Annotated in this window: 12 protein-coding genes and 3 pseudogenes; 14 read left to right on the top strand and 1 reads right to left on the bottom strand. The window is 64.9% G+C overall.

Translation table 11 applies throughout. The features are described 5' to 3' along the window. Positions 1–139: 139 nt before the first annotated feature. The 14 genes and pseudogenes from I6F28_RS35020 to I6F28_RS34960 all read left to right on the top strand — a co-directional run bounded on the left by I6F28_RS35020 (position 140) and on the right by I6F28_RS34960 (position 13416). Positions 140–301: a C48 family peptidase gene (locus I6F28_RS35020; protein ID WP_225131038.1), complete on the top strand. Its 162-nt coding sequence runs from the start codon at positions 140–142 to the stop codon at positions 299–301. A 699-nt stretch (positions 302–1000) separates the two neighbouring features. Further along, positions 1001–1267, top strand: coding sequence for a site-specific integrase (locus I6F28_RS37390; RefSeq protein ID WP_249782201.1), 267 nt, complete (start codon positions 1001–1003; stop codon positions 1265–1267). Positions 1268–1386: 119 nt separating this feature from the next. Further along, positions 1387–1860 carry a tyrosine-type recombinase/integrase gene (locus tag I6F28_RS37385; RefSeq protein WP_249782200.1) on the top strand — a complete coding sequence of 158 codons (474 nt, stop codon included), beginning with the start codon at positions 1387–1389 and terminating at the stop codon, positions 1858–1860. Then, positions 1857–2045, top strand: coding sequence for a hypothetical protein (locus I6F28_RS35010; protein ID WP_225131036.1), 189 nt, complete (start codon positions 1857–1859; stop codon positions 2043–2045). The genes I6F28_RS37385 and I6F28_RS35010 overlap by 4 nt, the downstream gene beginning before the upstream one ends. Positions 2046–2793: 748 nt before the next feature. Continuing rightward, on the top strand, positions 2794–3996 hold the full coding sequence (locus I6F28_RS35005) for a cytochrome P450 (protein ID WP_225143493.1): 1203 nt from the start codon (positions 2794–2796) through the stop codon (positions 3994–3996). Positions 3997–4091: 95 nt separating this feature from the next. Continuing rightward, the gene (locus I6F28_RS35000) at positions 4092–5375 is read left to right on the top strand and encodes a cytochrome P450 (RefSeq protein WP_225131022.1); all 1284 of its coding nucleotides are present in this window, start codon (positions 4092–4094) and stop codon (positions 5373–5375) included. A 1-nt stretch (position 5376) separates the two neighbouring features. After that, positions 5377–5664: pseudogene (locus I6F28_RS34995) on the top strand (ferredoxin); the annotation flags it as partial. 6 nt (positions 5665–5670) lie between these two features. Further along, positions 5671–6516, top strand: a complete 846-nt coding sequence (locus tag I6F28_RS34990; protein WP_225131121.1) for an SDR family oxidoreductase — start codon at positions 5671–5673, stop codon at positions 6514–6516. Next, on the top strand, positions 6516–7859 hold the full coding sequence (locus tag I6F28_RS34985) for a cytochrome P450 (protein ID WP_225131020.1): 1344 nt from the start codon (positions 6516–6518) through the stop codon (positions 7857–7859). Before I6F28_RS34990 ends, I6F28_RS34985 begins: the two co-directional genes overlap by 1 nt. A gap of 154 nt (positions 7860–8013) precedes the next feature. Further along, positions 8014–9012: a polyprenyl synthetase family protein gene (locus tag I6F28_RS34980; protein WP_225131119.1), complete on the top strand. Its 999-nt coding sequence runs from the start codon at positions 8014–8016 to the stop codon at positions 9010–9012. A 187-nt stretch (positions 9013–9199) separates the two neighbouring features. Next, complete coding sequence (locus tag I6F28_RS34975) at positions 9200–10747, top strand: hypothetical protein (protein WP_225131018.1); 1548 nt, start codon at positions 9200–9202, stop codon at positions 10745–10747. After that, positions 10744–11631, top strand: coding sequence for a terpene synthase family protein (locus I6F28_RS34970; protein WP_225131016.1), 888 nt, complete (start codon positions 10744–10746; stop codon positions 11629–11631). The genes I6F28_RS34975 and I6F28_RS34970 overlap by 4 nt, the downstream gene beginning before the upstream one ends. A gap of 456 nt (positions 11632–12087) precedes the next feature. Continuing rightward, a pseudogene (locus I6F28_RS34965) lies at positions 12088–12242 on the top strand (4-hydroxybenzoyl-CoA thioesterase); the annotation flags it as partial. An 826-nt stretch (positions 12243–13068) separates the two neighbouring features. Beyond that, on the top strand, positions 13069–13416 hold the full coding sequence (locus tag I6F28_RS34960; protein ID WP_306469183.1) for a hypothetical protein: 348 nt from the start codon (positions 13069–13071) through the stop codon (positions 13414–13416). Here the strand turns inward: I6F28_RS34960 and I6F28_RS34955 are convergent. Beyond that, a pseudogene (locus I6F28_RS34955) lies at positions 13413–13819 on the bottom strand (transposase); the annotation flags it as partial. The gene I6F28_RS34960 and the pseudogene I6F28_RS34955 sit on opposite strands and share 4 nt — an antisense overlap.

The raw sequence follows: 13819 nt of genomic DNA, 5'->3' as shown, positions 1-13819 counted from the left end.
TCACTGGTCGCTGCTGCTGGTTGATCGCCGCGATCGGGCAAGACCGGCTGCCTATCACTAGGACTCTGCGCCAGGACCCAATAACCTGCCCGCAGAGCAGCTCGCAGAACGGCTGCAGGCCAACCTGCAACAGGGCTCCATGCGCGAGCAGAGCAACACCTATGATTGCGGCGTCTTTGTCGTGGACGGCACCCGGGAGCTGGCGGAAGGACGGCATCCAGACCCGCTGAACCTCAGCAACCTCCGCATCAATCGGCGGGCACTGCAGGACCGGCTAAGGGCTGGGGTCAGCTTCAACTGAATAGAGCGCGCGCAGCTGGTTGAAATGCAACTTCTCGCCGATTGAAGGTCCACAATCGCGCGTTCGCAGAGCATCATGGTGTCTCACAAGTCAGGAGCGGAGACTGGAGGTAAGGCTATTTTCGCAGACGGCGAAGGAGCCCGACGGCGATTGCGCGGCCAGCTTCCGACGGCCGCACAGCCATCATCAACCTCTCCGGTATCATCTTTCCCAAACAGCCGCAGCTGGGACTAAAGGCCCAGCTGCGAGCTAAACACGTGGAGACGTCGCGCCAACATTGCTCCACGAATTGACCCGGCGGCTTGGCTCTCGGCATTTTGGATCCATATTTCGATTGAATCGCCTGTCCAATCATGCTGCGTCTATGCAGCGATGCTCCCGCGCCTGGGGTGATCGGCGCCCAAGTTCTGCAAAACCTGCAGCCAGGCGCCTCCTTTCCGAAGCTTGAATGGTTGACAGACTTATACCAGCCTCCGCGGGCCATGCTGTGCGTGCCGCGAGCACATACAAACCACCACGAGAATCCGCCGGTCGGCCTTCGCGCGACGGCGTGAGTTGTTCGGCTGCTGATTCCGCTCGATGTCGCCCACCATTGAACGAACCCGCTCCGCGGGAGGCCGTGGCGAGACCATTTATCTAAGAGGCATCTGTTTGAAGGATGGGACCGCAAGTCCGTTCCTCTCAATACAGGAGTGCCTCATGGCCACGATGAGTTCGAGCCCGCTGCGCCGCCGCATGATCGACGATATGACGCTGCGCAACTTGTCACCGTCGACGCAGCAATCCTATGTCTACGCGGTTGCAAACTTTAGCCGACATTTCGGCCGATCGCCCGACAAGCTCAGCCTTGAGCAGGTGCGCGCGTACCAACTGCACCTGATCGGGTTGAAGCGGTCGTGGACCCACATCAACCAAGTGACGTGCGCGTTACGCTTTTTCTATGCGCGGGCGCACGGAGGCGATTGAGAACATTATTTCGGCCTGTGAGCCGGTCAAGCAACCGCTGGTGCTGAGTGCGGAGGAAGTCGCCCGTTTCCTGGAGGTTGTACCGGCCCTGCGCGACCGCGTTGCGCTGGTGACGGCCTATGCTGCCGGGCTACGAGCCGGCAAGGTCAGCCGCCTTGAGGCCCAGCGCGATCGACAGCAAGCGCATGCTGATCCTGATCACCGCCGGCAAAGGCGGCAAGGACCGTTACGTGATGCTGTCGCCGCGGCTGCTCAGCATCCTGCGATCCTACTGGTGTCTGGCCAAACCGCGCCATTGGCTGTTTCCAGGGCGCAATCCGGACGATCCGGTGAGTGTCGGCACGTTGCAAGAGGCCTGCCGCAAAGCTCGGCAACATGCCGGTCTCGATAAGCAGGTGACGACACATGTTCTGCGCCATAGCTTCGCTACTCACCTTTACGAGCGCGGTACTGATACCCGGCTCATCCAAGTCCTTCTTGGGCATGCGCGACTGTTATCGACGGAGCGCTACACGCACGTCGCAACCAATCCGCAGCCCGTGGTGCAGACCTGCATCGTGCACCTAATCCGAGCGTTTCGGCAGTTCTGTTGATTGGTATCGGCGGGTTCGGCAAATGCCGCATTCTCAAACAGGCGGTCGAGGCGTTCGAGATAGCCAATAAGAGTATCGTCGTCCGCCACTTGTCGCGTAACGCTGAGGTAACCAAGAAGAGCCTTGAGGATATCGGCGACAACGCAGGAAGCCGCTCACCCGCTGCAGTCAATTCGGATGCTTGAAATATCCCGTAAAGGCTGCGCCGCACATGCGGCGCGAGAGCGGGCCTTTTGTCGGGCACTTGCTGCGCCGGTTGTCGGCATTGAGACAATGCAAGAAGCCTGACACTAGGAAGTGCCTGCTGAGCCTCCGATTCACTCCGGCACGCGATTTGCTCGTTCACGGCATCATCACTATCGCAACGCGATTGGTCTTCGAGACGGAAACGGCGCCTTCGCTGTTCGCGTCTGGTCCGTTCCGACGGTTTGCGTGGCAATGACTTGTCGCTCGCTTGTGACCAAGAAAATGCAGGAAGTGTTGGATGCGATCTAGAGTTCTCCTTTTGGGAGCCACAACAGTTGCGCTCGTCGCGGTGCAACCAAAGCGGCAGACCTTGAGCCAGGAGCGAACTGCGCATGGCGCTGTGGGCGTGGTCCGGAGGCTATAGTGGCGGACAGGTCGGTGGCGGGTGGGTCGAGCCTCCTTCACCAATCCCTGCGGTCAGTCGATCTATGACAGCCGACGGGTTCGAGCCGCACGGCGGCATAACGCGCACCTGTCGATTGGCCAAGGGCCGCATTTCTGCTTGGGCGCTGGGCTGGCGCGCCTACAGCGATGCGCCTTCCCCGCGCTGTTCGTGCGACTAGAGGATGTCGCGCTGATCATCGCCGCGGAGGACCGTCGTCTACATGCCGTCTTACGTCATTCGCTGCCCGCAGCGCTCGCCGGTCACCTTCCGCCCTTCCATCGCTTAGAGAGTGAAGTGCCACCATGTCCGAACAACCCTTGCCGAGGCTGCCGATGTGGCGCGTCGATCACATCGAGCCCTCGCCCGAGATGTTGATGCTACGCCCCAACGGTCCGATCCACCGCGTGCGCTTCCCGTCCGGGCACGAAGGCTGGTGGGTGACAGGCTACGACGAGGCCAAGGCGGTGCTGTCTGACGCGGCGTTCCGGCCCGCGGGAATGCCGCCGGCGGCATTCACTCCGGATTCGGTGATTCTCGGTTCGCGGGGCTGGCTGGTCTCGCACGAGGGAGCCGAACATGCCCGGTTACGCAAGATCGTGGCGCCGGCCTTCTGCAACCACAGGGTGAAGCTGCTCGCCCAGCAGGTCGAGGCGATCGCCGCGCAGTTGTTCGAGACGTTGGGGGCCCAGCCCCAGCCCGCCGACCTGCGGCGCCACCTCTCGTTTCCCCTTCCGGCCATGGTCATCAGCGCGCTGATGGGCGTGCTCTACGAGGATCACGCCTTTTTCGCCGGGCTGTCCGACGAGGTGATGACGCACCAGCATGAAAGCGGCCCGCGCAGCGCGTCGCGCCTGGCTTGGGAAGAACTGCGCGCCTACATTCGCGGCAAGATGCGGGACAAGCGCCAGGATCCGGGCGACAACCTGCTAACGGATCTGCTCGCGGCGGTTGACCAGGGCAAGGCGACGGAGGAAGAGGCGATCGGCTTGGCGGCGGGTATGCTGGTGGCGGGCCACGAGAGCACCGTCGCGCAGATCGAATTCGGCCTGCTGGCCATGTTCCGCCATCCGCAACAGCGCGAACGCCTGGTCGGCGATCCATCCCTGGTGGACAAGGCGGTGGAGGAAATCCTGCGTATGTACCCGCCGGGCGCGGGCTGGGACGGCATCATGCGCTATCCGAGGACCGACGTGACCATCGCGGGCGTTCATATTCCCCCGGAAAGCAAGGTGCTGGTCGGCCTGCCGGCGACGTCGTTCGATACGCGCCATTTCGTCGACCCGGAAATCTTCGACATCGGGCGCGACGGAGAGCCGCACCTGGCGTTCTCTTCCGGGCCGCACTCCTGCATCGGCGGCGCGCTGGCCAGGCTAGAACTCAAGGCGGTGTTCGGTTCGATCTTCCAGCGCTTTCCCGAGCTGCGCTTGGCCTTAGCCCCCGAAGAACTGAAGTTGCGCAAGGAGATCATCACCGGCGGGTTCGAGGAGTTCCCGGTGCTCTGGTGATGTGCGGACGCCGCTGGGGGATCGCGATCGTCTCCGCGATTTGCCGGCGTGCCTGCCACGTACCGGTCAGATCAGCCAGCCAATAGGTAACCAGGATGGACGTGCAAGAAACAACATGCCGGGACGCCTTCGCCGAACTGGCGTCGCCGGCGTGGATTCACGACCCGTATCCATTCATGCGGTGGTTGCGCGAGCACGATCCGGTGCATCGCGCGGCGTCGGGCCTCTTTCTGTTGAGCCGCCACGCCGACATCTGCTGGGCTCTCAAGGCCACGGGCGATGCTTTTCGAGGACCGGCGCCCGGCGAACTGGCGCGCTATTTCCCGCGTGCGGCGAGAAGCCTGTCGCTCAATCTGCTGGCGTCCACGCTTGCGATGAAGGACCCACCGACGCATACGCGTCTGCGCCGGCTGATCTCGCGCGATTTCACCATGCGCCAGATCGACAACCTGCGGCCGAGCATCGCGCGCATCGTCGCAGCGCGGCTGGACGGCATGGCGCCCGCGCTGGAGCGCGGGGAGGCGGTGGACCTTCATCGGGAATTCGCGCTGACCTTGCCCATGCTGGTCTTCGCCGAACTGTTTGGCATGCCCCAGGACGACATTTTCGGGCTCGCCGCCGGCATCGGCGGCATCCTGGAAGGCCTGAGCCCGCACGCCAGCGATCCCCAGCTCGCCGCGGCGGACGCGGCCAGCGCCAGAGTGCAGGCCTACTTCGGCGACCTCATACAGTCCAAGCGCACCAATCCCCGCCACGACATCGTGTCGATGCTGGTCGGCGCACATGACCACGATGCCGACACGCTGTCGGATGCGGAGTTGATCAGCATGCTGTGGGGCATGCTGCTGGGCGGCTTCACCACCACTGCTGCGAGCATCGACCATGCCGTCCTGGCGATGCTGGCGTATCCCGAACAGCGGCACTGGCTGCAGAAGGACGCCGCGGGGGTGAGGGCATTCGTCGAAGAAGTCCTGCGCTGCGACGCGCCCGCGATGTTCAGCTCCATTCCGCGTATCGCCCAGCGCGACATCGAACTGGACGACGTGGTGATCCCGAAGAACGCGGACGTGCGCGTGCTGATCGCGTCCGGCAATCGCGACCCGGACGCCTTCGCCGATCCCGATCGCTTCGATCCCGCGCGGTTCTACGGCACCAGTCCAGGCATGTCGACCGACGGGAAGATCATGCTGAGCTTCGGCCACGGCATTCACTTCTGCCTCGGTGCGCAACTGACCCGGGTGCAGTTGGCCGAGAGCCTGCCCCGGATCCAGGCCCGCTTCCCCACGCTGGCATTGGCCGAGCAGCCGACCCGGGAGCCCTCGGCGTTCCTTCGGACGTTCCGCGCACTGCCGGTGCGGCTGCATGCGCAGGGGAGCTGAGATGCGCGTCATGGTCGACCAGGATCTGTGCGGAACCAGCGGGCAGTGCGTGCTGACGCTGCCGGGCACCTTTCGCCAGCGCGAACCGGACGGCGTGGCCGAAGTGTGCGTGGCGAAGGTCCCGCAGGCGCTGCACGCCGCCGTGAGGCTCGCGGCGAGCCAGTGCCCGGTCGCCGCCATTCGGGTCATCGAAAGCGACGCTGGCGATGGCGAGCGCGCCAGCGCGCACCCTGCGCCTTCTCCAGCGGAGGCCGAGCGGCATGCCGCGAAAGACCAACACAATCTAGGGCGATACATGGGACGGTTTGAAAGCAAAGTGGCCGTGGTGACCGGCGCCGGAGCCGGCATCGGCAAGGCATGCGCCCTCGCCATCGCGCGCGAGGGCGGCAGAGTGGTGGTGGCCGACATTGATGGATCGGCGGCTATCGCCTGCACCGCGCAGATCGCGGCCGAAGCGGGCCACGCGCTCGCCCTGGCGATCGACATCGCCGATGCGCAGGCGGTGGCAGCGCTGTTCGAGACGGCGGAGCGGCACTTCGGTGGGGTCGACCTGCTGGTGAACAACGCGAGCGCGATGCATCTGACCCCGCGCGACCGCGCGATCCTTGAGCTGGACCTAGCGGTCTGGGATCAGACCATGGCGACCAATCTGCGTGGCACGCTGCTCTGCTGCCGGCAGGCCATCCCACGGATGATCGCCCGCGGAGGTGGCGCGATCGTCAACATGTCGTCGTGCCAGGGGCTCAGCGGTGACACCGCGCTGACATCCTACGCCGCGTCGAAGGCGGCGATGAACATGCTGTCGGCCTCGCTCGCCACCCAGTACGGTCATGCGCAGATCCGCTGCAATGCGGTTGCACCCGGTCTCATCATGACCGAGCGTCTCCTCGCCAAGCTGGACGCGTACATGCAAACCGATCTGCGCCGGCACCAGCTCCTGCCGCGCGTGGGCCGCCCCGAGGACGTGGCCGCGCTGGTGGCGTTCCTGCTCTCCGACGATGCTGCGTTCATCACCGGCCAGGTCGTGTGCATCGACGGCGGCATGCTGGCGCATGTGCCGACATACGCCGACGGTGGCAACAGCCGCGCCGCGCGGCCTGCCGGCGAGACCGCCGAAGCGGACGCGGCGCCGCGCTGCTGATGGACATGCTGCTCAACCCGCTGAACCGTCGGCATCGGCTGCGGCACGACATCCCGGTCGTGCCCGGCGCTTTTCCCTTGGTCGGGCATCTTCCCGCCGTCGTCTGCGACCTGCCGCGCCTGCTGCGGCGCGCGGAACGGACGCTGGGCAGCCACTTCTGGCTAGATTTCGGCCCTGCCGGACACCTGATGACCAGTCTGGATCCGGATGCTCTCGCAGTGCTCCGGCACAAGGACGTGTCCTCGGCGCTCATCGAAGACATCGCGCCCGAATTGTTTGGCGGAACGTTGGTCGCCCAGGATGGCATCGCGCACCGGCAGGCGCGCGATGCGATCCAGGCGGCGCTTCTGCCCAAGGGGCTGACCCAGGCCGGCATCGGCGAGCTGTTCGCGCCCGTCATCCGGGCGCGCGTGCAGAGATGGCGCGACCGGGGCGACGTCACCATCCTGCGCGAAACCGGCGATCTGATGCTCAAGCTCATCTTCAGTCTCATGGGAATCCCCGCGCAGGACCTGCCGGGATGGCATCGCAAGTACCGGCAACTGCTGCAGTTGGTCGTCGCGCCCCCGGTCGACCTGCCCGGACTGCCCTTGCGGCGCGGCCGCGCCGCCCGCGACTGGATCGATGCGCGGTTGCGCGAGTTCGTCCGCGCCGCGCGCGAACATGCCGCGCGCACCGGGTTGATCAACGACATGGTGAGCGCCTTCGATCGCAGCGACGATGCGCTTTCCGATGACGTCCTGATCGCCAATATCCGCTTGCTGCTGCTTGGTGGTCACGACACCACCGCCTCGACGATGGCCTGGATGGTGATCGAGCTGGCGCGGCAGCCTGGGCTGTGGGACGCGCTGGTCGAGGAGGCGCAACGCGTAGGCGCGGTGCCGACCCGGCACGCGGACCTGGCGCAGTGTCCGGTCGCCGAGGCGCTGTTCCGCGAGACGCTGCGCGTGCATCCGGCGACGCCGCTCCTGGTGCGTCGCGCATTGCGTGAATTGCGACTCGGCCAACGGCGCATTCCCGCGGGCACCGATCTGTGCATCCCGCTGCTGCATTTCTCGACCTCGGCGCTGCTGCACGAGGCGCCTGATCAGTTTCGGCTGGCGCGGTGGCTGCAACGCACCGAGCCGATCCGGCCGGTGGACATGCTGCAGTTCGGTACCGGCCCACACGTCTGCATGGGCTACCACCTGGCATGGCTGGAACTGGTGCAGTTCTGTATCGCCTTGGCGCTGACCATGCACGAGGCCGGGGTGCGGCCGCGGTTGCTGAGCGGCGTCGAAAAAGGCCGGCGCTATTACCCGACCGCGCATCCGTCCATGACTATCCGCATCGGATTCTCATGAGCTGGCATCGCATGCCCCGTGTGGTGAGGCAGCGGCGCCGGCGACACGCGGCATTGCTCCACTCGGCGCGCGCGCTCGGTGCGAGGCCGGCAACACCGCGGCGGCTCGCGGCTCGCCGTGGCCGTCTCCTGGCAGGTACAAGGACATGAACAACATGCAGACCGGTTCCACGCCACACGACGACCGAGCTGGCGTTTCCGCGAACGGCGGATCGGGCGCGCAGGCGCGCGGCGCATCCGGCAGGCTGCTGCCCGAGATTTGGATGCAGGACGGCGCAAAGCGGGTCGAACAGGCGCTGGCGCGTCTTCTCTGCGCCGAAGACGACGGTGAGACCGAGCTGATGGCGGCGATGCGCTACGCCACCTTGCATGGCGGCAAGCGCACCCGCGCCTTGCTCTGTTTGGCTGCCGGCGCACTGGCCGACACGCCGGCGCACATGCTCGACGAAGTCGGCGCCGCCATCGAGATGATGCACGCCTGTACGTTGGTCCACGACGATCTGCCTGCGATGGACGACGACGTGCTTCGCCGCGGCCTTCCGACCGTGCACGTCAAGTTCGGCGAAGCCACCGCGATCTTGGTGGGCGATGCGCTGCAGGCGCACGCCTTCCTGACCCTGGCGAGCCTGGATGCGCCGGGCGACAACCGTATTGCGCTCGTGCGCGAACTGGCGCAGGCGGTGTCCGCCGAGGGGGCCGCGGGCGGGCAGGCCATGGATCTGTCGCTGGTTGGAAAGCACGTCGAGCTGGACAGGATCCTGGTGATGCACCGGATGAAGTGCGGAGCGCTAGTGCGCGCATCCGTTCGCATGGGCGCGCTATGCGCCATTGCGGAGGATGCCGCGCACGCTGCGATGTACTGTGCGCTCGATCGCTACAGCGCCCATTTCGGCCTGGCGTTGCAGGTGATCGACGACATTCTCGACGCGACAGTAGATACCGCGACGCTGGGCAAGACCCCCGGCAAGGACGCGGCGGCGCGGAAGCCGACCTGCGCGTCGATCATGGGGCTGCAGGCAGCGCGGCAGTTCGTGATGGATCTGTTGCGCGACGCCGGGGAGGCCGTCGCCCCGTTGGGGCCGCGTGCGGAACGGTTGGCGCAGATCCTGCAGCGGGCCGACGCCTATCTGTTCAAGCACGCGCCATGCGCATGAGCGCGCCGGTCCACATGGAGTCGCCCCTGGGCCGCTGCGATCGGCCTGCGGCAGCGGTGCATGTTGTCCGAATCCGTGGCGCTGAGCGCAGCGGTTGCCCAGCATGGCCGCGACGGGCCTGCGGCGACGTGCGCGGCGTCTGCCCGATCCTGGTTCCCGTCAACCGTCTGCAGAAGGAACATCCCGCGTGAACGCGCTGGCTGAACAGATCCTTTCCGAATTGCGCCACCTGCTGAGCGAGATGCGCGATGGCGGCAGCGTCGGTCCATCCGTCTACGACACGGCGCGAACTCTGCAGTTCCATGGCAACGTCATCGGTCGGCAGGACGCATACGCGTGGCTCATCGCACAGCAACAGGCCGATGGCGGATGGGGAAGCGCAGACTTCCCGCTGTTCCGTCATGCGCCGACATGGGCGGCGTTGCTGGCATTGCAGCGTGTCGATTCTCTTCCCGGCGCTGCCGACGCTGTCCAGGCTGCAACGCGGTTCCTCCAGCGCCAGCCCGATCCCTATGCGCGTGCGGTGCCGGACGACGCGCCGATCGGCGCGGAGCTGATCCTACCGCGGTTTTGCGACGAGGCCGCATCCTTGCCGGGCGGCGTGGCGTTTCCGCGCCACCCGGCGCTGTTGCCGTTGCGGCAAGCGCGGGTCAAGCGGGGGGCCGTGGCGACGTTGCCGAGCGGCCATCCGTTGCTGCACTCCTGGGAAGCCTGGGGGACGTCGCCGACCACCGCATGGCCGGATGATGACGGCAGCATCGGCATCAGTCCCGCGGCCACTGCCGCGTGGCGTGCGCACGCCGTGACACAGGGGAGCACGCCGCAGGTCGGGCGCGCCGACGCGTATCTGCAGGCGGCATCGCGAGCAACGCGCAGCGGCATCGAAGGTGTCGTTCCCAACGTCTGGCCGATCAATGTGTTCGAGCCATGCTGGTCGCTATACACCTTGCATCTGGCCGGTCTGTTCGCGCATCCCGCGCTCGCCGGGGCGGTGCGCGTGATCATCGCGCAGCTCGACGCCCGCCTGGGCGTGCGCGGTCTGGGCCCGGCCGTGCACTTCGCGGCAGATGCGGACGACACCGCCGTTGCGTTGTGCGTCCTGCGCCTTGCAGGCCGCGACCGGGCGGCCGATGCGTTGCGCCATTTCGAAATCGGCGAGCTGTTCGTCACCTTCCCCGGCGAGCGCAATGCCTCGGTGTCGACCAACATCCATGCCCTGCATGCGTTGCGACTGTTGGGAAAGCCCGCCGCCGGCACCAGCGCCTACGTCGAGGCCAATCGCAACCCGCACGGTCTCTGGGACAACGAAAAATGGCACGTTTCGTGGCTGTATCCCACCGCGCATGCGGTCGCAGCGCTGGCGCAAGGCAAGCCCCAGTGGCGCGACGAGCGCGCGCTGGCGGCGCTGCTGCAGGCGCAGCGCGACGACGGCGGCTGGGGCGCCGGTCGCGCGTCCACATTCGAGGAAACTGCCTATGCGCTGTTCGCGTTGCACGTGATGGACGGGAGCGAAGAGCCGACAGGGCGGCGGCGCATTGCGCAGGCGGTGGCGCGTGCGCTGGAGTGGATGCTCGCCCGCCATGCGGCGCATGCATTGCCGCAGACTCCGCTGTGGATCGGCAAGGAACTGTATTGCCCCACCCGGGTCGTGCGCGTGGCCGAACTCGCCGGGTTGTGGCTGGCACTTGGTTGGGAGCGGCGCGTCCTGGCCGAGGGAACAGGAGCGGCGCCATGATTCAGACCGAACGCGCGCTGCAGGAGGTGCTGGAGTGGGGGCGTTCCCTGACCGGGTTCGCCGACGAGCACGGCGTGGAAGCGGTCAGGGGCGGCCAGTACATCCTGCAGCGCATCCTTCCGAGCCTGCACGATATCAGCGCCCGCACCGGCCGCGATCCGCAGGATGAAACGCTGACCGTGGCGTTCTATCGCGAACTGGCGATGCTGTTCTGGCTCGACGATTGCAACGACCTTGGCCTGATCGCGCCGGAGCAGCTCGCCGCGGTGGAGCAGGCACTGGGGCAGGGCGTGCCGTGCGCGCTCCCCGGATTCGAGGGCTGCGCTGTGCTGCGCGCTTCGCTGGCCGCGCTCGCCTACGATCGTCGCGACTATGCTCAGCTTCTCGACGATACCCGGTGCTACTGCGCGGCGCTGCGCGCCGGACACGCGCAGGCGGTGGGGGCGGAACGCTGGTCCTACGCCGAGTACCTGCACAACGGCATCGATTCGATCGCCTACGCGAACGTGTTCTGTTGCCTGTCGTTGCTGTGGGGACTGGACATGGCGACCTTGCGCGCGCGTCCGGCGTTTCGCCAGGTCCTGCGGCTCATCTCCGCGATAGGGCGCCTGCAGAACGATCTGCATGGACGCGACATGGACAGGTCGGCCGACGAGGCCGACAACGCGGCGATCCTGCTGCTGCAGCGCTATCCGGCTATGCCTGTGGTGGAGTTCCTCAACGACGAGCTGGCCGGCCATACGCGCATGCTGGATCGGGTGATAGCGAAAGAACGCTTTCCCGCGCCCTGGGGACCGTTGATCGAGGCCATGGCCGCCATCCGCGCTCAGTACTACCGGACCTCGACCAGCCGCTACGGCAGCGACGCTGCGGGAGGAGGCTAACGTGCGCCGGCCTGAACGCGCGAAGGCGGCGGCGTGCGCGCGCTGCCTTCGGCCGAATCCGACGCAACAACGTCGCCCGATGCGACGGATGCCCTCGTTGTCCACCGTGCAATACGCAGTGGTAGAGAGTCCTTCCGAAGCGGATAGTTGGTCTATGGATTGCCGATCAAAGGGGATGCCATCGCTCATCGCGAAATCCCAGAGATGCAGCTTCGGCAGCAGCAGAACTCCGTTTACGTTCTTGTGCGCGCTGTGGTTGGATGCCCGCAATACGCGTTGACGATAGATCTTCGATATATTCGCCCGAAGTCGATGTCGGCAGCGCAACGCCTGCCGCATTCAGGCCGGTGAATCAGCTTCCGGCAGCTGGAGCCAAGCTCAAGCTTTTGGCGCTTGCTCAGAAAACTGCCTCTGTGTGAGACAAGGGTCCCTGTACGCGCAATAAGAGGAACCGCGCTGACAGTCTCTCTTGACGGCGAAGTTCGAGACGGACGGCACTACATGCAGGTCCGTGTCTACTTTGAAGATACCGACGCCGGCCAGATTGTTTATCATGCGAATTTTTTGCCTTTCATGGAACGTGGCAGACGAACTACTTGCGCCTGCTCGGCAATCCGTTAACGGGGGAGGCGATGCAATTTGCAGGAGAGCCCGCAAGCAAGTCGGTCACGGCGCCACCATTGAAGGTCGGCAAGGATGCTGTTTGTGGCTTCAAGGAAGGGGCGCGCTGATCTCGCTGTCAGATACCAAAATTGAGCGAACCCACTAAAGCTCCTGGGCCGCCGCGACGAATTATTGATTGCGGATTGCTTTAATGGAAGGCTGTACGGTCAAGCGATAAAGCACGAGGTGGGCCGCTCCGAGCTCCTCGATCAGTGTGCCGCAAGCAGGGCAGTGGTAGTTTCCTTGGATGCCACGTTCAGACGTAAGCTCAAGACGGCGAAAACCAGCACCGCATTCCGAGAGTCAAATCACTCTTTTTCATGCGTGGCCTCCTCGCGCCGGCAGTCGTCACATTTCTTTAACATGCGCTTAGTTATCACGCATCTCTCTGGGACGGTCCTTCAAGCACAATTAACATTGAGGATTTGCTGGCGCCTGCGCCGTCGGCAAATGGTAGTCGTACAAATCGGACATCCGACAAAAAATTTCGCGCGCAACTGACGAGCGCTACTTCGTAGAATACGTGAGGCTCAAATCATTCGTTCGAAGATTCTCGTCGTTCCAGTGGCGCTGGCAAACGCTTTTCGTTGAATTATGCACTACCGCCGCGGATTTTCTGCGTTATGAGTCTTGAAGACGGTCGCGCCAGATGTTTCAGGCAACGGCATCGATCAGCAGGGGCCGAACGCGACCGTCTCGTCTTTTTAAGAGCGAATTAAGCCAAGCTGGATTTGATGCCGCCCGGGCAGGAAGCTTAGGTGAGTGGGGCGTGTGATGCGTGCTGCCAACGAGCAATCCGCGGAATCAAATACGAGGCTGATCAATGACATGCCGGTCCTGCGGCGCAAGTGGCAGGTTGCGCTCAAGCCCGGCGAAACGCTTCCCCGCTACGAAAATGTGCTACTGGGGAGCCTCGGGCGGCTTGCCGATCATCTTGTGCTGCTCAGGTGTAACAATGGCGCGTTTGCCGTTTCGCGCACCGGTCGCTATGCTCAGAACTGGCTGGGCGAGGCCCGTTGGGACATTCCGCTGGATGCGTTGCGTCCAGATTGCGCGACAGCCCTCACCGGGGCGGCTTCGAATGCGATTGCAAACAACCATCCCTATCTGGTCGTCCGTTAAGAAGGCGAATTGAGCGCGGCGGGACGGCCGAACGTGCGCCATAGCTGGAGCGGATGAGGCACAAGAGTTCTCTGAGCCAGGCGAGGATGCGGCGGAAGTTGTGGCCCACGGCTGAGAGGATGACGTTAGCCGCATTGCCGGCGCGGCCTTTGAGGTAGCAGCGGCCGAGGTGACCATCGGCCTTCAGGTGTCCGGTGATGGGTTCGATGGCGGAGCGGCGGCGCAGCTCGCGCTTGATGACACCGAAGACGCCGCGCTTCTGGCCGGAGATGAAGGTCCGTCGGGGATTTTGTGCGTCGTGGCCGCGGTATCCCTTGTCGACATAGGCCCGCTCGATCGCGCAGCCGGTGAGTGTCTCGGTGCGGTCGATGACGTCCCGCAAGGTGTGACCGTCGTACGGGTT

Origin of the sequence: Bradyrhizobium sp. NBAIM14 (assembly GCF_020193895.1) — a bacterium.
Lineage (GTDB): Bacteria > Pseudomonadota > Alphaproteobacteria > Rhizobiales > Xanthobacteraceae > Bradyrhizobium > Bradyrhizobium yuanmingense.
Note: the sequence above shows the minus strand (reverse complement) of the source record. Positions and strands in the feature narration are given on the sequence as shown.